This window comes from Streptomyces akebiae, assembly GCF_019599145.1.
GTDB classification, from domain to species: Bacteria; Actinomycetota; Actinomycetes; order Streptomycetales; family Streptomycetaceae; genus Streptomyces; species Streptomyces akebiae.
On the sequence record NZ_CP080647.1, the window covers coordinates 458,316 to 476,747 of the forward strand.

The 18,432-nt window shown below is 72.5% G+C and carries 17 protein-coding genes and 1 pseudogene; 11 read left to right on the forward strand and 7 right to left on the reverse strand.

The genetic code is table 11. The features are described 5' to 3' along the window. The first annotated feature begins 2 nt into the window (after nucleotides 1-2). From K1J60_RS02015 to K1J60_RS02030, 4 genes are all read left to right on the forward strand, one after another. Entirely contained in the window at nucleotides 3-1,487 is a 1,485-nt protein-coding gene (locus K1J60_RS02015; protein ID WP_220644616.1) for an ATP-binding protein, read from the forward strand. Then, complete coding sequence (locus K1J60_RS02020) at nucleotides 1,484-1,834, forward strand: UBP-type zinc finger domain-containing protein (RefSeq protein WP_220644617.1); 351 nt, start codon at nucleotides 1,484-1,486, stop codon at nucleotides 1,832-1,834. The genes K1J60_RS02015 and K1J60_RS02020 overlap by 4 nt, the downstream gene beginning before the upstream one ends. Nucleotides 1,835-2,062: 228 nt before the next feature. Further along, on the forward strand, nucleotides 2,063-3,049 hold the full coding sequence (locus K1J60_RS02025) for a pyridoxal-phosphate dependent enzyme (RefSeq protein WP_220651227.1): 987 nt from the start codon (nucleotides 2,063-2,065) through the stop codon (nucleotides 3,047-3,049). A gap of 87 nt (nucleotides 3,050-3,136) precedes the next feature. Further along, complete coding sequence (locus K1J60_RS02030; protein ID WP_220644618.1) at nucleotides 3,137-4,360, forward strand: 4-hydroxybenzoate 3-monooxygenase; 1,224 nt, start codon at nucleotides 3,137-3,139, stop codon at nucleotides 4,358-4,360. Here K1J60_RS02030 and K1J60_RS02035 read toward each other — a convergent pair. Further along, nucleotides 4,354-7,581 carry an amidohydrolase family protein gene (locus K1J60_RS02035; RefSeq protein WP_220644619.1) on the reverse strand — a complete coding sequence of 1,076 codons (3,228 nt, stop codon included), beginning with the start codon at nucleotides 7,579-7,581 and terminating at the stop codon, nucleotides 4,354-4,356. The two genes, K1J60_RS02030 and K1J60_RS02035, sit on opposite strands and share 7 nt — an antisense overlap. Before the next feature lie 120 nt (nucleotides 7,582-7,701). After that, nucleotides 7,702-8,223 carry a DUF6328 family protein gene (locus K1J60_RS02040; protein WP_220644620.1) on the reverse strand — a complete coding sequence of 174 codons (522 nt, stop codon included), beginning with the start codon at nucleotides 8,221-8,223 and terminating at the stop codon, nucleotides 7,702-7,704. A gap of 146 nt (nucleotides 8,224-8,369) precedes the next feature. On the opposite strand from K1J60_RS02040, the gene K1J60_RS02045 reads away from it, so the two are divergent. Beyond that, nucleotides 8,370-10,082, forward strand: a complete 1,713-nt coding sequence (locus K1J60_RS02045) for a cholesterol oxidase substrate-binding domain-containing protein (protein WP_220644621.1) — start codon at nucleotides 8,370-8,372, stop codon at nucleotides 10,080-10,082. A gap of 67 nt (nucleotides 10,083-10,149) precedes the next feature. On the opposite strand, the gene K1J60_RS02050 is transcribed toward K1J60_RS02045, so the two are convergent. Beyond that, a complete protein-coding gene (locus K1J60_RS02050) occupies nucleotides 10,150-10,977 on the reverse strand; it encodes a DUF1206 domain-containing protein (RefSeq protein ID WP_220644622.1) in 828 nt (275 codons plus the stop codon). Next, nucleotides 10,977-11,366 carry a hypothetical protein gene (locus K1J60_RS02055; protein ID WP_220644623.1) on the reverse strand — a complete coding sequence of 130 codons (390 nt, stop codon included), beginning with the start codon at nucleotides 11,364-11,366 and terminating at the stop codon, nucleotides 10,977-10,979. Before K1J60_RS02055 ends, K1J60_RS02050 begins: the two co-directional genes overlap by 1 nt. 155 nt (nucleotides 11,367-11,521) lie before the next feature. Between K1J60_RS02055 and K1J60_RS02060 the strand changes: the two genes are divergently transcribed. The 5 genes from K1J60_RS02060 (at nucleotide 11,522) to K1J60_RS02080 (ending at nucleotide 16,198) form a co-directional block, all read left to right on the forward strand. After that, entirely contained in the window at nucleotides 11,522-12,445 is a 924-nt protein-coding gene (locus tag K1J60_RS02060) for a MurR/RpiR family transcriptional regulator (protein WP_033528651.1), read from the forward strand. 278 nt (nucleotides 12,446-12,723) lie between these two features. Next, nucleotides 12,724-13,107 carry a hypothetical protein gene (locus tag K1J60_RS02065; protein ID WP_220644624.1) on the forward strand — a complete coding sequence of 128 codons (384 nt, stop codon included), beginning with the start codon at nucleotides 12,724-12,726 and terminating at the stop codon, nucleotides 13,105-13,107. A 108-nt stretch (nucleotides 13,108-13,215) separates the two neighbouring features. Continuing rightward, nucleotides 13,216-13,533 (forward strand): YkvA family protein, encoded by a 318-nt coding sequence (locus K1J60_RS02070; RefSeq protein ID WP_220644625.1) that lies wholly within the window; start codon nucleotides 13,216-13,218, stop codon nucleotides 13,531-13,533. 40 nt (nucleotides 13,534-13,573) lie between these two features. Beyond that, complete coding sequence (locus K1J60_RS02075) at nucleotides 13,574-14,950, forward strand: CAP domain-containing protein (protein ID WP_220644626.1); 1,377 nt, start codon at nucleotides 13,574-13,576, stop codon at nucleotides 14,948-14,950. Between the two features lie 129 nt (nucleotides 14,951-15,079). Continuing rightward, entirely contained in the window at nucleotides 15,080-16,198 is a 1,119-nt protein-coding gene (locus tag K1J60_RS02080) for a serine hydrolase domain-containing protein (protein WP_220644627.1), read from the forward strand. Here K1J60_RS02080 and K1J60_RS45535 read toward each other — a convergent pair. From K1J60_RS45535 to K1J60_RS02090, 3 genes and pseudogenes are all read right to left on the reverse strand, one after another. Further along, the gene (locus K1J60_RS45535; RefSeq protein WP_398683096.1) at nucleotides 16,089-16,424 is read right to left on the reverse strand and encodes a glycosyl hydrolase family 65 protein; all 336 of its coding nucleotides are present in this window, start codon (nucleotides 16,422-16,424) and stop codon (nucleotides 16,089-16,091) included. The two genes, K1J60_RS02080 and K1J60_RS45535, sit on opposite strands and share 110 nt — an antisense overlap. Nucleotides 16,425-16,500: 76 nt before the next feature. Next, a pseudogene (locus K1J60_RS45540) lies at nucleotides 16,501-16,725 on the reverse strand (hypothetical protein); the annotation flags it as partial. 17 nt (nucleotides 16,726-16,742) lie between these two features. Then, nucleotides 16,743-17,621 carry an ANTAR domain-containing protein gene (locus K1J60_RS02090; protein ID WP_220644628.1) on the reverse strand — a complete coding sequence of 293 codons (879 nt, stop codon included), beginning with the start codon at nucleotides 17,619-17,621 and terminating at the stop codon, nucleotides 16,743-16,745. A 92-nt stretch (nucleotides 17,622-17,713) separates the two neighbouring features. On the opposite strand from K1J60_RS02090, the gene K1J60_RS02095 reads away from it, so the two are divergent. Continuing rightward, the gene (locus K1J60_RS02095) at nucleotides 17,714-18,388 is read left to right on the forward strand and encodes a nucleoside/nucleotide kinase family protein (RefSeq protein ID WP_220644629.1); all 675 of its coding nucleotides are present in this window, start codon (nucleotides 17,714-17,716) and stop codon (nucleotides 18,386-18,388) included. Nucleotides 18,389-18,432: the final 44 nt, after the last annotated feature.

Below are 18,432 nucleotides of genomic sequence, written 5' to 3' on the forward strand. Positions count from 1 at the left end.
TCATGAGCGGGCAGCCGTCGCCGTGCGACCGGGCCGAGCTGGGCCGTCTTTTCCTGTTCGAGAAGCTGGACGACGCGCAGTTGGACCGGCTGTGCCGCGAGGGCCGGGTGGAGCGGTTCGAGCCGGGTCATGTCTACCGGGAGGGCGAGCCGGCCACCTGCTTCTTCGTGCTCCTGGAGGGCACGGTGGTGCTGTCGCGGCAGGTCGGCGACGACGACGTGGAGGTCAGCCGCAGCTCCCAGGTCGGGGTGTACGCGGGTGCTTTCCAGGCCTATCTCGGCGACCAGGCGGACCAGGCCCGTTACAAGGGCTCCATGCGGGTCACCGTGCCCTCCCGCTTCTACGTCCTGCCCGCGGCGGCCTTCGCCCAGATCATGCGCGACTGGTTCCCCATGGCGGTCCATCTGCTGGAGGGCCTGTTCTTCGGGAGCCAGAACACCCAGCGGACGATCAACCAGCGGGAACGGCTGCTGGCGCTCGGCTCGTTGTCGGCCGGACTGACGCACGAGCTGAACAACCCCGCGGCGGCCGCCGTCCGGGCGACCTCGGCGCTGCGGGAGCGGGTGGCCGGGATGCGGCACAAGCTCGGGGCGATCGCCGCCGGACCGTACAAGCGGGCCATGCTGGAGTCGCTGGTCGATCTGCAGGAACGCACGGCCGAGCAGGTCGCCAAGGCGACTCCGCTCAGTCCGCTGGAGGCCTCCGACCGGGAGGACGAGCTGACGGACTGGCTCGACGACCACGGGATCGCGGGCGGCTGGCAGCTCGCGCCGAACTTCGTGCAGGCCGGACTCGACACCGCGTGGCTGGAGCAGGTCGCGCAGGCCGTGGACGAGCACACCCTCGAAGGAGCGGTGCGCTGGCTGAACTACACCGTCGAGACCGAGTTGTTGATGAACGAGATCGAGGACTCCACGACCCGCGTCACCCAGCTCGTCGACGCGGCGAAGCAGTACTCGCAGCTCGACCGCGCGCCCTACCAGAACGCCGACGTCCACGAACTCCTCGACAGCACCCTGCTGATGCTGTCCGGGAAGATCGGCGACCGCATCGAGGTGGTGAAGGAGTACGACCGCACGCTGCCGCGCATCCCCGCTTATCCGGGTGAGCTGAACCAGGTGTGGACGAACCTGATCGACAACGCGGTCGCGGCGATCAACGACACGGGCGGTGCGGGCACCCTGACGGTACGGACGGCGCTCGACCACCGGGACCAGGTGCTGGTCGAGTTCCGTGACACCGGTGCCGGCATCCCGGCGGAGATCAAGGGCCGTATCTTCGACCCGTTCTTCACCACCAAGCCGGTCGGACAGGGCACCGGGCTCGGCCTCGACATCTCCTGGCGCATCGTCGTCAACAAGCACCACGGGCACATCGAGGTCCATTCCCGGCCGGGCGAGACCCGCTTCCAGGTCTTCCTGCCGCTGACGGCACCGGCGGCCGACCTTGACCTCACGCTCGCCGACGACCCCGAGGAGACCTCATGACCCTGCCCGCCGGAATCGACCCCGCCGTGCCGCCGAGCGGCGACGGGTGCGTGGAGTGCGACGAGGCCGGCGGCTGGTGGTTCCACCTGCGGCGCTGCGCCCAGTGCGGCCATGTCGGCTGCTGCGACTCCTCCCCGGCCCAGCACGCCACGGCCCACGCGGGGGCCACGGGGCATCCCTTCGTGCAGAGCTTCGAACCGGGTGAGTCCTGGTTCTGGAACTACGAGACCTCCGAGATGTACGAGTCGGGGCCGGACCTCGCGCCGCCCGTCAGCCATCCTGAGGGGCAGCCGTCGCCTGGCCCTGCGGGGCGCGTCCCGCAGGACTGGACGTCAGCGCTACGGTGAGCTGATCAGGGTAGCTCGGGGATTCGGGTGCGTTGTCGGCTGGGTGTGTGTGGGGCTGGTCGCGCGGTTCTCCGCGTCCCTGAAGGACCCGGCCCTCGCGCCCCTGAAAGGCACGGGGCGCAGCCCCTGCCTTTCAGGGGCGCGGGGAACTGCGCGAGAAGCGCCACCGGCCCCGCACCCGACCACGAACCCCATGACACCGGCCCCACCGAACGGAGTGACATCGTGTTGATCGGGATCCGCGAGATCCAGGACGCAGCCCAGCGGATCGCCGGCCACGTCGTACGGACACCGACCGTGGCGAGCCCGGGGCTGTCCGCGCTCCTCGGCGCCCCGGTGACCACGAAGCTGGAAACACTCCAGCGGACCGGCTCGTTCAAGTCCCGCGGCGCGACGGCGAAGCTGCTGACGCTGACGGACGCCGAGCGGGCGGCCGGGGTCGTGGCGGTCAGCGGGGGCAACCACGGCATCGCGCTGGCGCACATGGCCGCCGCGCTGCACATCAAGGCGACCGTGGTGATGTCCCGGTCCGCGCCCCGGCGGGCCGCGGACCTCGTCGAGGCCGCCGGTGCCTCGCTGCGGCTCACCGACGGGATGGCGGAGGCGTTCGCGCTCACCGAGCAGCTCCAGGCCGAGGGCCTCACCCTCGTCCACCCGTTCGACGACCCGTGGGTGATCGCCGGTCAGGGCACCGTGGGCCTGGAGTTCGCCGAGGACCTGGAGAACTCCGGGGCGACGGCGGACACCGGCACGCTCACGGACGTGCTCGTCAGCATCGGTGGCGGCGGCCTGGCCGCCGGTGTCGCCGCCGCCTTCAAGGCCCTGCTGCCCGGCGTCCGCGTCTGGGGCGTGGAGACCGTCGGCGCCACGGCCATGACCGAGGCGATCGCGGCCGGCGGCCCCGTGACCGTCCCGCTCTCCTCCGTCGTCACCACCCTCAGCGCGCCCTCCGTCTCCCGGCTCACCTACGACCATGTGGCCGCCCTCGTCGAGGACGTCCTCGTGGTCTCCGACGCCGAGGCGGTGCGAGGCGTCCTCGACTTCGCCGAACACGGCAAGGTGTGGACGGAACCGGCCGCCGGCTGTCTGCTGCCCGCCGCCCGGCAGGTCCTGGCACGCGTGGGCGACGGCGCCCGGTTGGGCCTCGTGGTCTGCGGCGGCAACGCGACGACGGCCGACATCACGGAGTGGGCGCACCGCTTCGAGGTGCGGTGACCCGGCACCGCCGGCCCCAACGCCCTTTTCCCGCACCTCACTTGAGGTCGCTCACCCGGCCATCCGGTCGCCCGGCATAATGCTCGGGTGACCACCCCCACCTCCCTCCCGGGCACGACTCCGCCCGAGCGCACCCCCGTCGTCATCGTCGGCGCCGGACCGGCCGGGCTCACCGTCGGCAACATCCTGCGCGCCGCCTCCGTGGACTGTGTGGTGCTGGAGACCGAGAGCCGCGAGTTCATCGAGCGGCGCCCCCGGGCCGGGTTCCTGGAGGAGTGGGCGGTGCGTGCGCTCCAACGACGCGGACTGGCCGACCGGCTCGTGGAACGGGCCCCGGTGCACACGGAGTTCGAGTTCCGTTTCGCCGGTGAGCGGCAGCGGTTCCCGTACACGGAGATCACCGGTCACCACCACTACGTCTACCCCCAGCCGCTGCTGGTGTCGGACCTGGTCGGGGAGTACGCGGACGTCCGGGGCGGCGACATCCGGTTCGGTGTGCACGAGGTCGAGCTGCACGACGTCGCCGGCGAGCGCCCGTCCGTGTCGTACCTGGACCCGGCGACCGGTGAGCGGCACGTCCTCGTCTGCGAGTTCGTCGCCGGCTGCGACGGAGCCCGTGGTGTGACCCGGACCGCGTTGCCGGCCGGGCACGCCACGGTCGCCCGGCACGACCACGGGGTCGGGTGGCTGGCGCTGCTCGCCGAGGCACCCCCGTCGTCCGACTGCGTCGTCCTCGGTGTGCATCCCCGTGGCTTCGCCGGGCACATGGCGCGCAGCCCCGAGGTCACCCGCTACTACCTGGAGGTCCCGGCCGGCGACGACCCGGCGAACTGGCCGGACGACCGGGTCTGGTCCGAGCTGCACACCCGCCTGGCGGCGCCCGGCGCCCGACCGCTCACCGAGGGCCCGTTGGTCGAGAAGCGGGTGCTCGACATGCACAACTACGTCACCGAGCCGATGGCGTACGGCCGGCTGTACCTCGCCGGTGACGCCGCGCACCTCGTCGCACCCATCGCCGCGAAGGGCATGAACCTGGCCCTGCACGACTCCCTGCTCCTGGCGGACGCCCTGATCGCCTGGCTGGGCAGGGGCGACGACAGCGGGCTGCGCGGCTATTCGGACGCCTGTCTGCGCCGGGTCTGGGACTACCAGGAGTTCTCGCAGTGGCTGGCGGAGCTGCTGCACGGGCCGTCGTCCGGCGACCCGTTCCGGGCAGGCGCCGCCACCGCGAGGCTCCGCCGTGTGCTCGGCTCGCCCGCCGCCGCGTCGACCTTCGCGGAGCTGTTCATCGGCAAGGGCACCGATCACTGACCTCCGTGGTCGTGGCAGCAGCCGTCCCGGCGCATGAGCCGGCCGACCTCCAGCCAGTCCTCCTCCGTCGCGGCGGCCTCCGCACGTCGGGCGGTGGGCCGGTACGCGGCCACCAACTCCTCGGTGGTGCACGGCGTTCCGCCCCGTAGGACCGACGTCGTGCGGACGAGGTCGGCGAAGTCCGTGAAGGGGTCGCCGTCGACGATCGTCAGGTCGGCGAGCTTGCCGGTCTCGACCGTGCCGAGGTCGTCGTCGAGGCCGAAGAGGCGGGCCGGGAGGGCGGTCGCGGTGCGCAGGGTCTCGGCCGGGGTGAGGCCGCCGGCGTGCAGGGCGCGCAGGGCCAGGTGGAGGAAGAGACCCACAGGGCCGAGCGGCTGGTCGGTACCGAGGGCGACGACGCCGCCGGCCGCGAGGATCCGCCGGTAGATGTCGGTCTCGGTGCGCAGCGCGGCGAGTTGGGCGGGGGTCGGCGGGACCCCCGCGCCCTGCCGGACGACGGCGGCGTCCCACGGCGGCATGACGACCGTGACCCGGGGATCGTCGGCCAGTGCCGGGTCGGCGCCCATGAGGGGTGCGGCCGTGAAGGGCGTGGCGATCAGGGAGAAACCCACGCCCTGCCCGGTGTAGATCTCCACCACGTCCTCGTAGGCGCGTCCGCTCGCGGTGATGGCGTGGCCGAACTCCGCGCGCTGGGTGGCCTGGAGATGGGTCGTCAGGTCCTGCCCGAGCTGGGCGCCCGGGGAGAGCAGGTGGCCGCCGGTGCGGACGCCGAGGCGTTCGTGGGCGAAGCGCGCGGACTCGCTCATCACCCAACCGGGGGCTCGCACATAGGTCTTGACGAAGTCCCAGTCGAGCGCCTCTGCTCGTTCGAGGGTGCGGCGCAGCCCGGCCTTCGTACGGTGTGCGCGTCCCATGCTGTACGCGACCCGGGCGCCGTCGAGGAGTTCGCCGGTGGTGAGGAGCCGGGGACCGGCGAGTCGGCCGGCGTTCACCTCCTCGCGGATGCGGGCCTGTTCGTGGGCGAAGCCGCCCAGGGAGACGGCGGTGGTGACACCGTAGGTGAGCTGTGCGGTGGCCTGGCGGCTGCCGTAGGTGCTCTGCCAGGGGTGGGTGTGGCTGTCCCACAGGCCGGGGATCACGGTGTGCGCGGAGGCGTCGACCCGGCGGAGCGCGGCGCGGCGGTTGCCGCGATGCGGTTCGACGGCGGTGATGCGGCCGCCGCGTACGACGATGTCGACGTCGTCGCGGACCGTCTCGCCGGTGCCGTCCCACAGGCGCCCGGCGTGGACGACGGTGTCGGCGGGGGTGGGCCGGGTGCGGTCGAGCGGCACCCGGACGGTTCGGGCGTGGTCGCCGGAGACGTCGATCAGGCGGAGCCGGGTGCCGGACTGGTAGAGCAGGGTCCCGGAGTCGCCGGACCAGGTCGGGTGGTCGGCGGGCTCGGTGGTGAGGGTGCGGAGCCTGCCGCGCGGGGTGCCGTCAGGGGTGACGGGCAGCAGGCACAGCGCGGACTCGACGATCACGGCCATCCAGCGTCCGTCGGGTGACCAGACGGGCCCGGAGTCGTAACGGTCGGCGATGGAGGTGTGGGGCGCGACCGCGTGCAGCCGGTCGGCGCCGGTCGTGGCGTCGACGATCCGGATCAGGTTGTAGCCCTCCCGGAAGCGGGCGCCCAGCCGGTTGCGATCGCACAGCGCGAGGTGGCGGCCGTCGGGCGACCAGCTCGGCCTGCCGGGGATTCCGCCCCCGCCGAGCGGTGCCACGAGGACGCGCTCCGCACCGCTCGCCAGGTCCCGTACGACGAGCCGGCCGGCCATGTCGAGGCACGCGAGCCGCTCGCCGTCGGGCGAGAGCGCGGGCATGACCCGGCCGCCCGTCGCGAGGGCGGTCTCCTCGCCGGTGGCCGGATCGTGTCGGTACACGCCGAGCAGGCCGTCGCGGTCGTCGGCGTAGACGAGCGACCGTCCGTCGGGGGCCCAGGAGGGCGCGAGCAAGGTGCGGGTGGGCGGCGACCGGCGCAGCCTCTTCGGCCGGCGGCCGCCCGAAGTGCCGGCCAGCCAGAGGGAGTTGAGGGCGGCGAAGGCGATGCGGCGGCCGTCCGGCGACAGTGCGGGCAGGTGGATGCCCCGGACGGGACGCGCCCGCTCCTCCCCGAGGTCGTACTCCTTGACCCGGTAGCGCGGCCGGTCCACCGGGAGCACGCCCTCGAAGGGAATCCCCTCCGTCTGCGCGGGTTCCTCCGGACGTACGAGGCTGAACCCGCCGTCCAGCGTGAGCAGCAGGCGGCCGTCGGCCGTCCAGCGGGGTGGCACGGGCGCGAGGTCACCGTCGACCGGGACGGGCCGCCCGGCGACGACGAGGGTGCAGGAGCCGTTGGGGGAGGCCGTGGTGCGCAGGTAGGCGAGACGGCCGTCGGCGGCGAGGGCGGGGGTCATGACCTGGGCGGCGGCGGTCTCGGTGTGCTCGACGGTCACCGCACCGGTGCCGTCGGCGGCCACGGCGGCAACCGTGCGGGCCTCGACGGTCGGGGTGCTGCCGGAGACGACGACCTTGCCCCGCACGAACAGCAGCCGGGTGCCGTCCGGTGACCAGGTGGGGTCGAAGTCCTCCCACGGCCCGTCCTGGAGGGGGCCGTCCTGTTCGGGCAGGCCGGTGACGGGGGTGATGGCGCCGGTGCCGAGGTGCAGGACGTGGACGCGGTACGGGCTTCCGCCGGAGGGGGCGTCGGGGTCGCCGCCGCGTTCGGAGCCGAAGGCGAGCCGGGTGCCGTCGGGCGACCAGGCCGGTGCCCGGTCGTCCCAGGGGCCGTCGGTGCGCTGCCTCAGGTCGGAGCCGTCGGGACGCATGGTCCACAGGTGGAAGCCGCCGCCCTGGTAGGCGCAGAAGGCGACGAGGTCGCCGGCCGGGGAGTACACGGGCCGGTTGGGTTCGAGGCCGGCCGGGGTGAGGGGGGCCGCCCTGCCGCCACCGCGCGGAAGCGACCACAGGCCGCTCTGGATCTCGGCGATCAGTGTGTCGCCGGCGGGTGCGAGGGTCGCCGAGCCGTTGGTGGCTCGGGTGAAGGTGAGGGAGAGGCCGGCGCCGGCGGTACGGGGCCGGGCGGCGGCGGATGCGGCCGGGCCGACCGTACCGAGGACCGCGGCGGCACCCGTGGCACCGGTGGCGGCGAGGAGTCGGCGGCGGGTCAGGGGTGGGGTGGGGCGACTCTGGTCACGGTCCATGACACGGCACGCTCGCGCACCGCACGGCCCACGGGCAACACCGCCATTCACGCCACCGGGGACGTCACCCACGGGTGTGACGGCGCCCGGCCTCACCCGTCGGCGTGCGGGCGCCGGGTGTCACCGGCCGGTGTGCCGGCGCGCCGGGGGTACGTCGCCGGCGTGGCGGCGGCGGATCCAGGCCGGGAGCGCGAACCAGCACAGCAGGTACCACAGGACCACACAGCCGACGAGCCACGGCACGTACCCGTCGTGGGTGGCCACGCGCAGGATCAGCAGCAGGGCCGCCGTCATCGTGGCGAGGAGCAGGATCAGACCGACGACGGTCAGTCTGCTCGCCCACTCCACGGCGGCCGGCTTGATGCGGCGGCCGGCGACGATCCGGTGGAAGGAGACGGGGCCGATCAGCGCGCCGGTGGCGGCGGCGCCGAGGACGACGGTGACGATGTAGATGGTCTTCTCGGTCTGCGGCAGACCCTCGTAGCGCGGGGTGAAGACGACGGTGAGCAGGAAGCCGAACAGGATCTGCACACCGGTCTGGGCGACCCGCACCTCCTGGATGAGTTCGCTCCAGCGGCGGTCCGCACGCTCGTCCTCGGTCTCGTCGCGGCCTCGGTCCTGGTTGCCGTGCACCTCGGTCACAGGTCCTCCCGGTCGGTCGATGTCCCCTTCCCTGGATGGTGCCGTGACTCCGCCGAACAAGCACACCCCCTCGCACCTTCACTCACACGAGTGAATCCGGTTGGCGAATCGGTCACGTGTGTCATTTCCGGCCTAGCGTGATCACCGTGACCGACTCCTCAGCAACGTCCCGCCGGGGGTTCCTCCTCGGCACCGCCGCGCTCGCCCTCACCCCGCAGCTCGTCCGCCAGGACCCGGCCGCCGCCGCGGCCGAACTGCCCGGCTTCCCCTCCGACGTCGAGCTGTACAGGTCGGTGTACCGCAACTGGGACGGGGAGATCACCGCGTCCGGCCTGTGGGCGTGCGCGCCGGCCGACCCGGAGCAGGTGGTGGCGGTCGTCAACTGGGCCCGGCGGCAGGGCTGGACGGTCCGTGCGCGCGGCCTCTCCCACGGCTGGTCGCCCCTGACGATCACCCCCGGCACCGCCGCCGACGCCCCGGTGCTGCTCGTCGACACGACCACGCACCTCACCGCCATGACGCTGGAGTCCACCGACCCGGCGGCCGTCCGGGTGGGCTCCGGCGCCTCACTGGAAGGACTGCTGACCTTCCTGGAGGGCCACGGTCTCGGAGTGACCGCCTGCCCCGCGCCCGGTGACCTCTCGATCGGCGGCGCCCTCGCCGTCGACGCGCACGGCACGGCGGTGCCCGCGGTCGGGGAGACCCGGCCGCCCGGTCACACGTACGGCTCGCTCAGCAATCTCGTCCTGTCGCTGACGGCGGTGGTGTGGGACGCCGACAGCGACGCGTACGTCCTGCGGACGTACGGGCGCGACGACGCGGACGGGGCCGCGCTGCTCACCCATGTCGGCCGGGCGCTGGTCACCGAGGTCGTGCTGCGCGTCGGGCCCAACGCCAGCCTGCGATGCCTGAGCCGGACCGACATCCCCGCCGGGGAGCTGTTCGCCGCACCCGGCACCGGCGGGCGTACCTTCGCGAGCTTCCTGGACGAGGCGGGGCGCCTGGAGGCGATCTGGTTCGCGTTCACCGAGTTCCCCTGGTTCAAGGTGTGGAGCGTCGAGCCGACCCGCCCGCTCACCTCACGGCACGTGACCTCGCCCTACAACTACCCCTTCTCGGACAACGTGCCGACCGTCGTCGCCGACCTCGTCGGGCGGATGGTGTCCGACGGCGCCTGGTATCTCGCGCCGGTGCTGGGCAAGGCCCAGCTGACCACGGCCTCGCTGGGGCTGACGACCACGTTCTCGGCGGACATCTGGGGCCCGTCCAAGAACACGCTGCTCTATCTGAAGCCGACGACACTGCGGGTCACGGCCAACGGGTACGCGGTGCTCACCTCACGGGACCAGGTGCAGCGTGTGGTCTCCGAGTTCGCGACGTTCTACCGGGAGCGGCTCGCCGCGTACGCGGCCCGGGGGCGGTTCCCCGTCAACGGGTCGGTGGAGATCCGGGTGACCGGCCTCGACGACCCGGCGGACGTCGGGGTGGCCGGGGCGCGTGCCCCCCTGCTGTCGGCACTGCGGCCCCGCGCCGACCGGCCCGAGTGGGACACCGCCGTGTGGCTGGACGTGCTGACGCTGCCGGGGACGCCGGACGCCGAGGCGTTCTTCCGGGAGCTGGAGCGTTTCCTGCTCGCCACCTACGACGGCGGCCACGCCCTCACCCGGGTCGAGTGGTCCAAGGGCTGGGGCTACACGGACGAGGCGGCCTGGAGCGACGAGGAGGTGCTCGGCACCGCCGTACCGAAGTCCTTCGACGACGGCGCGGGGCCGGGCTGGGCCGGCGCGAGAGAGGTCCTGGACCGCCTCGACCCGCACCGGGTCTACGGGAACGCCTTCCTCGATCGACTGTTCCCCTAAGCACATACGGCGGCCGGCCGGAGGCACCGTGTCCCGCTCTCCGGCCGGCTCGGCCCCCTGGCGTGCCTCACACCTTGCGCCAGCGCGCCATGGCGAACGAGAACAGCCCGAACAGCACCAGCCCGACCGCGACACAGGCCAGGAGCACCGGGCCCGCGGGGGTGTCGGCGAAGGAGCGGAGGGTGTCGTCGAGGCCCTTGGCCTTGTCGGGTTCGTACGCGATCGCGGCGCGGACGGCGAAGACACCGACCGCGGCGAACAGCAGGCCCCGGGCGACGCCGCCGCCCACCCCGGTGATGTCGACGAGGCGGCGGGTCCGCCGTGACATCTCGCCGAGCCTGAGGTGCTTGTGGTACGAGCGCATCGCGGCCCGTACGCCGATCCATCCGCCCGCGGCGATCACACCGACGCCCGCCGCGCCCACGAGCCACTGGCCGCCGGGGAGTTCGAGCGCGCGGGCCGTCACGTCCCGGGACTGCTCGTCGCTGGAACCACCGCCGCCTCCCCCGCTGCTCCCGCCCGCCGCGAAGTTCAGCACCGAGTAGGCGACGAAGGCGTAGAAGACGAAGCGCGCGGCGGACGCGAGCCGCTTGGTCCACTTGCGGCCGTCGGGGCCCGCCGCCCCGAACACGGCCTCCGACAGCCGCCACAGCGCCATGCCCACCAGGCCGATGCCCAGGGCCCACAGCATCACGGAACCCAGCGGCTTCTCGGAGATCTCCTCCAGGGCGCCCTGCCGGTCGGCCTGCTCCGAGCTCCCGCCGAAGGCGATCTGCAGGGCCAGCGCCCCGACCAGCAGATAGATGACGCCCCGCGCGGTCAGTCCGGCGCGGGCCGCGCCCTCGGTCACCGAACCCCGTGCCGCGCGCCCGGCGCCCACCCCCAGAGTCGTCATCAGCCGCGCCCCTCCCGTCCCTCGACCCGCAACTGGAGCTGGACCTCCTGGTCACCGGCTTCCACGCCGACCTGACGCACGGCGTACTCCTCCTCCAGGGCGGATCGCAGCAGCCGTACGGCCGGCGGACTGCCCTGGACCTCGACCGTCACGGGCGCGGTCGGCGGCTCGGGGTGCCGGCCCGCGCCGGTGGAGACGGCGGCGGCGGTGTCGTACATGCCGGTCCACATCGTGGGCCGGTCGGTGCCGGTCTCGTGCGGCGGGTCGTCGGGGCGCCGGTCCGACTCGAAGTGGGCACGCAGGCAGGCGAAGACACGTTCGGCGTCCTGGGCGGAGCAGTCGCAGAGCACGACCTCCACCTGGGACACGGGCAGACTGGGCAGGGTCACGAGCCTTCTCCCTCGGATGAACGACAGGGTGCGGGTACCCCGGGTACCCCCATGGTGTGCCCGAAACAGGGTTCTCGCAGGTCGCGGGATCCGCCCGGGCCCGCGCGGGCCGTGGGCTATGTTGAGTGCTCGTGGGAGACGAAGGAGGCGCGCGGGTGCCATCGCCGCAGCAGGCACGTGCGCAGGCATCAGCGATCACGTCGGGGCGGACCGCCCCGGAGACCGAGCAGTCGCCCACGTCCCGGCTCAGGGAACTGTTCGACGGCCCCCGGCTCTCCCCGGGGCAGCGGCGGATCGCCCAGTATCTGATCGAGCACATCACCGAGGCCGCGTTCCTGTCGATCACGGACCTCGCGGAACGGGTCGGCGTGAGCCAGCCCTCGGTGACCCGGTTCGCGGCGGCCGTCGGCTTCAGCGGCTACCCCGCGCTGCGGGAGCGGCTCCAGGCCATCGCGCTGGCCACCCTCGGCAGCGCCCCGGGCATCTCCGCGGCGGACCGCAGCAACGAGCTGCAGGCCGCGGTGGACGCGGAGATCGAGAACCTGGAGAACCTGCGGCGGGACTTCGCCGACCCCGACCAGGTGATCGAGATCGGACGCGCCCTGTCCCGCTCGGCCCCGCTGACCGTCCTCGGCCTCAGGATCTCCGGCGCGCTCGCCGAGTACTTCGCGTACGCCGCCCGCCGTATCCACCCCGACGTCCGGCTGGTGACGAAGGGCGGCACGGTCGCCTACGACGCGCTGCTGCAGTCCCGTGAGGCGGGCGGCACCTGGGTTCTGGCGTTCTCCATGCCCCGGCACGCGCAGGAGACCCTGACCGCGCTGCGGGTCGCCCACGGTGCCGGGCTCAAGGTGGCCCTCGTGACCGATCTGGCACTCGGGCCGCTCGCGGACGAGGCGGACGCCGTCTTCGCCACCGGCACCGGCTCACGCCTGGTCTTCGACTCCTACGCGGCGCCCGTGATGATGTCCTCCGCCCTGCTCCAGGCCATGACCGACGCCGACCCCGAGCGCACCCAGGCCCGCCTGGAGGCGTACGAGCAGGTCTCGGAGCAGCACCAGTTCTTCTTGCGGGACTGATCCCGTTCGCCCCCATCTGATCGGGACAGCACGGGATTATTCACATCTTTCCCGGCATGAATTTTTTCATGCCCTTGCAAACTCATGGGTATATATAAATACTGCTCCCGGATCGTGGCCCGGGGGAATCCGGGTCACGTCGTCCACCCGGGTCCGTCCGCTCCTACCCGCCACGGCGCCCCGGGTGAGGCGGCCCCGGCCATCCCCTATGCCGGGGCCGCCCAGACTCCACCACCCGCTGCACCCAATGGCGTCGATGCAAGACCGGAGCGTTGAACATGGCCCTCACCTCCTCGCCCCTCCGCACGGACTGGCCGTGTCAGGTCAAGACACCCGGCAGTTACGACTGGGAGAGGTCCGCGGCCAAGTGGCTGCGCGAGCTGGTGCCGGCCCGTTACGGCTCCTACCCGGCGATGATGCGCCACCCCGTGCTGCTCGCCCGCCACGCGCAGATCCAGGTCCAGCACGAGATCCGGGTCGCCCGCACCGCCCTGCAGACCGCCCGCTCCGAGCTGCCCAGCCTCGGGATGTCCGAGTCGGTCATCGAGCACACCATCAAGATGTACGCCGCCGAGGTCATGCAGCTGAACCACATGGCCCGCTCCATCCGGGCCGTCAGTCAGGCGCTCGTCGACCACAATCTGGCCCGCGCCGCACACTGACCCGTCCCCGCCCCCGCGCGCCGCGGTACACGGCGCCGCCGAGGGGAAGACGATGGACAGGCACCGGCCGGGCGGACCGCCCGGCCGGCCGACGAAGGGGCGGGACCGATGGATTCCTGGACGTGGGTGATCGTCGCGGTCGCGGTGGTCGCGGCCACGCTTCTCGGAGCGGCCGTCTGGCTGCTCCTCCGGCTCGTCCGCACCCGGCGCGAGCTACGCCGGGCCGGACTGCCCACCGGCCCGAAGTGGGTCTTCTGGGGTGCCGTCCTCTATCTCGTCCTGCCGACCGACCTGGTGCCTGACCCGGTCTACCTGGACGACATCGGGGTCCTCCTGCTGGCGATCAGGTCCATGCGCTCCGGCCGCCAGGACACCTTGGCCGCCATGGAGCGGCAGGAGGGCACGGGAACCGCCCTGCGGGGATGAGACGTTGTCGGGCTGACGGTCACTGCGACGGACGGCGCCGATGAACGAACTGGTACCCGGGGGCAACGCCCCGCTGCCGAGCGGCACCCTGACGATCAGGGTGCCGGGCCCCTTCGACGTCTCCGCCCTCATCACCGACGACAGCGGCAGGGTCCGCGGCGACGCGGACTTCGTCTTCTACAACCAGCCGACGGCCCCGGGCGCCCGTCTGACCGGCGACACGCTGACGGTGGACCCAGCGGGCCTGCGCGCCGGCGCCACCCGTCTCACCCTTGCGATCAGCCCGGCGGACCCCGACACACCGTTGGGCCACCTGCCCGCCCCGACCCTGCTCGTCACAACGGCCGACGGCCGCCCGATCGCCCGCTTCACCCCGCCGAGGCCCACCCGCGAGTCCGTACTGCTGTTGGCGGAGCTGTACCGCAAGGGGCAGGGCTGGAAGGTGCGGGCCCTGGGACAGGGGTACGCGGACGGCTTGGCGGGGGTGGCGCGGGACTTCGGCGTGGACGTGCAGGAGGAGGAGACGCCCGCACGAGCGCCGCTTCAGGGGCGCGGAGCGGTGACACACGCCGCTCCGCCGCGCGGGCGCGACAAACCCCCGTCGGCCGGTGCCGTGCGCACCACCATCCCACCCGCCGCCGTCCCGGACGACTTCCTCGCCGTGGTCAACTCCACCAGGGCCGGCGCGGGTTCCCCTCCGGTCGCCCTGAGCCCTCGGCTCACCACCGCGGCCCAGGCCCACGCCCACGCGATGGCCGCGCAGGGACGACTCGCCGCGGAAGGCGGGGACGGCGTCTCCGTGCACCAACGCGTCACCTCCACCGGCTACGCCTACCTCGCCATCGGTGAACACCTGGTCTCCGGTCCCCGCACCCCCGCCGAGTTCATGGACCACTGCCTCTCCGACCGGCGGGCCAGGCAGACCCTCTGCGCACCCGCCTGCACCGAGGCGGGCCTCGCTCACGCCACCGACCCGCGCTCGGGAACCGTCTACTGGACGGCACTCTGGGCCCAGCCCTTCTCCCCGGCCGGCCTCCACCGGACCGCCACCGAAGTCATCGCCCTCACCAACGCCGAGCGAGCCGGGGCCGGCCTCCCGCCGCTCTCCCCCGACCCTCATCTCACCGACGCCGCCCAGGCGCACAGCGCCGACATGGTGGCCCGGGCCTTCTACTCCCACACCTCCCCCGACGGCCGCGAACCCTGGCACCGCGCGGCGGCGGCCGGTTCCACCCGCCGTTCCATCGGGGAGAACATCGCGTGCGGCCAGCGCTCCGCCGCGGAGGTGGTGCGCGGCTGGATGAACAGCCCCGGCCACCGGGCCAACATCCTCAAACCCGGCTTCACCCATATAGGTATCGGCTTCGCCGGGGGCGGCGCGGCCGGCACCTACTGGACCCAGCTCTTCGGCGGATGAAACCGATCTCCCCGACTCTCCCTCTTTCGAGTCGGGCAACTCACCCCCGCACCTCGCTACTTGACTCTCCGTTACCACTCGACTCCAATGCACCCTGTCGATGACGGCGGGTGACAGGAGACGGATCAGATGGTTTCGAGAACGGTGGGCACGGGTGGCGTGGCGGCGCTGGGCGCGGTCGTGCTGTCGTTGCTGACGGTCCCCGCCCATGCGGCCCCGGCGGCCGGGCCCGATACGACCGAGCTGCGAAAGACGCTGCGCACGGCACTGTCGCAGGGGGCGCCGGGCGCGTTCGCGAGGATCGACGACAACGGCAAGGTGCACCACCTGGCGGAGGGCGTCGCGGACCGGTCCACCAAGCGGGCCCTCGGCACCGGCGACCGCATCCGGGTCGGCAGCGTCACCAAGACGTTCACGGCGGTGGTCCTTCTCCAACTGGTCGACGAGGGCAAGATCAAGCTCGACACCTCCGTCAACACGTACCTGCCGGGGCTGCTGCCCGACAAGAAGATCACCGTGCGCCATGTGCTCAGCCACCGCAGCGGGCTGTACGACTACGCCAACACCCTCTTCTCCCCCAGCGTGGCGGGGTTCGAGAAGGTGCGGAACAAGGTGTTCACCTACCGTCAGCTGATGGACCTGTCGCTCGCCAAGCCGCTCACCAACAAGCCGGGCGCGTCCTACGCCTACTCGAACGCCAACTTCGTGGTCGCGGGCATGCTCATCGAGAAGATCACCAAGAAGCCGGTGGCGACCGCGTACCAGGACCGCGTCATCAAGCCGCTGAAGCTGGCGGACACGTTCTACGTCCACCCGAAGAACACGATCCCCGGCACGCACTCGCGCGGTTACATGACCGCCGACTCCACCGGGAAGAAGATCGACTCGACACAGCAGACGACGTCGTGGGCGCAGAGCGCGGGCGGCCTGGTGTCGGGCGCCAAGGACCTGAACAAGTTCATGTCCGCGCTGGTGCAGGGCAAGCTCACCTCGGCGGCGGGGCTGAAGGAGATGTTGAAGTGGACCCCGGTGAACAGCACCCAGGCGTACGGGCTGGGGCTGCGCCGGCGTGACCTGTCCTGCGGGGTCTCGGTGTACGGGCACACGGGGACGGTGCAGGGCTACTACACCTGGGCGTTCACCTCGAAGAACGGCAAGCGCAGTGTGACCTCGTTCGCCAACACGTCCAACAACTCCACCGTGTACGCGACGGTGAACCGCACGCTGGAGTCCACGTTCTGCGGCTGACTCGGCCCGGCCGGCCCCGGTGGCGGCCCGGTCGCCGGTGCGGCGGCCGGTCCGGCGCCGGGCCGGGTGGTTGCGGTGCCCGTATGTCCAGTCGCCGGGGTTTGTCCCCGTGGAGGGTGACCGGCTCGCCGTGGTGGCGGATCGTCAGGGAGTCGCCGGAGAGCAGTACGTAGGTTGCGTGGCGGGGTTCGGTCTCGACGCGCAGACACGTGTCGAGCATCCCCACCTGGAAGGCGAGGGGCCGTCGCGGGTGTTGTGCTCCAGACCGGCCAGATCCATCAGCGCCGACTCGGTCAGGTGGTCGCCTGGAGGACGTGGAACAGCGCGAACCGTACGGCCTGCTGGATCTCCGCGTCGCCGTCGACCTCGACGTCGGCGCGGGCCCAGAAGTCGTCGAGGCAGGACCGCTGTTCGTCGACGAGGCCGGGCCGGCCGCCGTACGTGGCGGCGGAGAGGGCGGCGTCCACCTGGTCGCCGACCGCGGGCAGTGAACAGGTGCCGGACCAGCCGTAGGCGACCGTCCGCTCACGGGTGAGAACCGCTCTCACCGTCGGCTGACGCTGTCGCCCGCGTGGGCGCGGCCGAGAGCGTGGAGGTGTTCGAGGGCATCCAGGACGACGGTCCGGTCGTACCAGGCCAGCCACTCGCCCGTCTCCGCGGCGGCGACGGCCAGCGCCTTGAGCTGAGCACGCGTCAACCCCTTCAGCGGTCGCTCGAAATGGGCGGAGACCATGCCCACGCACAGCCCGGAGGCGCTGATGAGCGGCACGCTGTGGCAGGCGCGGCTGCCCGCGTGCAGAATCGCGGAGCGGGCGTCCTCGGTGAACACCGCGTCCGTCGCCACGTCCTGGACGGTCACCTGGGCGACGTCCCGTGCGGCCTTGGCGCAGGAGGTGCCGTCGTCCCCGACGTACGCGAAGAAGTCGACGAAGTCGCGTGTGAGTCCGGTGTGCCGTTCGATGCGCAGTCCGCCCTCGGTGCGGTCCGCGATCTGGACGTTGCCCATGTCGGTGCCGACGACGGCGAGGGTCTGGCTGAGGACGGCGGCCAGGACCTCGCTCCGGTTGCCGCGTCGGACGCCACGGTCGCGTGCCTCCGTGAAGCTCAGGGCCGGCTCGGCGTGCCGGGCCCGGCCGGGAAACCAGAGCCCGCCGCGGTCACTCGGACGCGGCGCGGTCACGGCCGCCTCCACGAGGGTGCGCAGCTTGACGTTGTACTGCTGGGAAGCACGCTGGAGCAGCGCGAACGCGGTCTCGGCGTCCGGCAGGGCGTAGCGTTCCCGCAGCATGCCCTGGGCCTGGGCGACCAGGAGCCGGCCCTCCGTCCGGGTGCGCAGCTGCCGTACCTCCGCGCGCAGCCGCAGCAGTTCCTCCCGCACCTCCTCGTCGTCCCCGTGAGGCTCCGACCAGGGTCCTGCACGCATGAGCACCTTCCGCTTTCCTCGCCTGGAACGACAGCAGGGGTCGTCTGCCCGGTCCGGGCCCGAGTACGCCGACCGGGTCTACCGTCTTGCTCATGTCTGTGACCTTCGACGACCTGTTGCGCCGCGCGGCCGCTCTGGCCCGCCCCGACCGCCGTGCCCTCCTCGGTGTCGCGGGCGGCCCCGGCGCGGGGAAGACCACCCTGGCCGAGCGGCTGACCCGGGAACTCAACGCGGGAGGCGAGCCCTGGGTCGCGCATGTCCCCATGGACGGTTTCCATCTGGCCGACGTGGAGCTCGACCGCCTGGGCCGCCGGGACCGCAAGGGCGCGCCGGACACGTTCGACGTGGTGGGCTACGCGGCTCTGTTGGAGCGGTTGCGGAACGACGAGGACGACGTCGTGTACGCGCCGGGCTTCGAGCGGACCCTGGAGCAGCCGATCGCGGGGGCGATCCCGGTCCCGCCGTCCGCGCGCCTGGTGATCACGGAGGGGAACTATCTGCTGGTGGCGGGCGAACCCTGGTCGCGTGTCCGTTCCCGTCTGGACGAGGTGTGGTTCTGCGATCTCGACGAGGCCGAGCGCGTCCGTCGTCTGGTCGCCCGCCACGAGGAGTTCGGCAAGGGGCATGACGAGGCGGTCGCCTGGGTTCTCCGCACGGACGAGCGCAACGCGGAGCTGGTGGCGGCGACCAGGGTGCGTGCGGACCTGGTGGTGCCGGAGTCGGCGATGCCCGCGGTGGAGGCCGGCGCGTGGGAGGAACGGGGGTGAGGCAGCCCGACGTCGTCAGGAACGTCGGGCTGCCGGTTTGTGCG

Coding starts and splice junctions, on each gene's coding strand:
- K1J60_RS02015 (WP_220644616.1), top strand. CDS start 3: ATGAGCGGGCAGCCGTCGCCGTGCGACCGGGCCGAGCTGGGCCGTCTT.
- K1J60_RS02020 (WP_220644617.1), top strand. CDS start 1,484: ATGACCCTGCCCGCCGGAATCGACCCCGCCGTGCCGCCGAGCGGCGAC.
- K1J60_RS02035 (WP_220644619.1), bottom strand. CDS start 7,581: ATGGACCGTGACCAGAGTCGCCCCACCCCACCCCTGACCCGCCGCCGA.
- K1J60_RS02050 (WP_220644622.1), bottom strand. CDS start 10,977: ATGACGACTCTGGGGGTGGGCGCCGGGCGCGCGGCACGGGGTTCGGTG.
- K1J60_RS02065 (WP_220644624.1), top strand. CDS start 12,724: ATGGCCCTCACCTCCTCGCCCCTCCGCACGGACTGGCCGTGTCAGGTC.
- K1J60_RS02070 (WP_220644625.1), top strand. CDS start 13,216: ATGGATTCCTGGACGTGGGTGATCGTCGCGGTCGCGGTGGTCGCGGCC.
- K1J60_RS02075 (WP_220644626.1), top strand. CDS start 13,574: ATGAACGAACTGGTACCCGGGGGCAACGCCCCGCTGCCGAGCGGCACC.
- K1J60_RS02080 (WP_220644627.1), top strand. CDS start 15,080: ATGGTTTCGAGAACGGTGGGCACGGGTGGCGTGGCGGCGCTGGGCGCG.
- K1J60_RS02090 (WP_220644628.1), bottom strand. CDS start 17,621: ATGCGTGCAGGACCCTGGTCGGAGCCTCACGGGGACGACGAGGAGGTG.
- K1J60_RS02095 (WP_220644629.1), top strand. CDS start 17,714: ATGTCTGTGACCTTCGACGACCTGTTGCGCCGCGCGGCCGCTCTGGCC.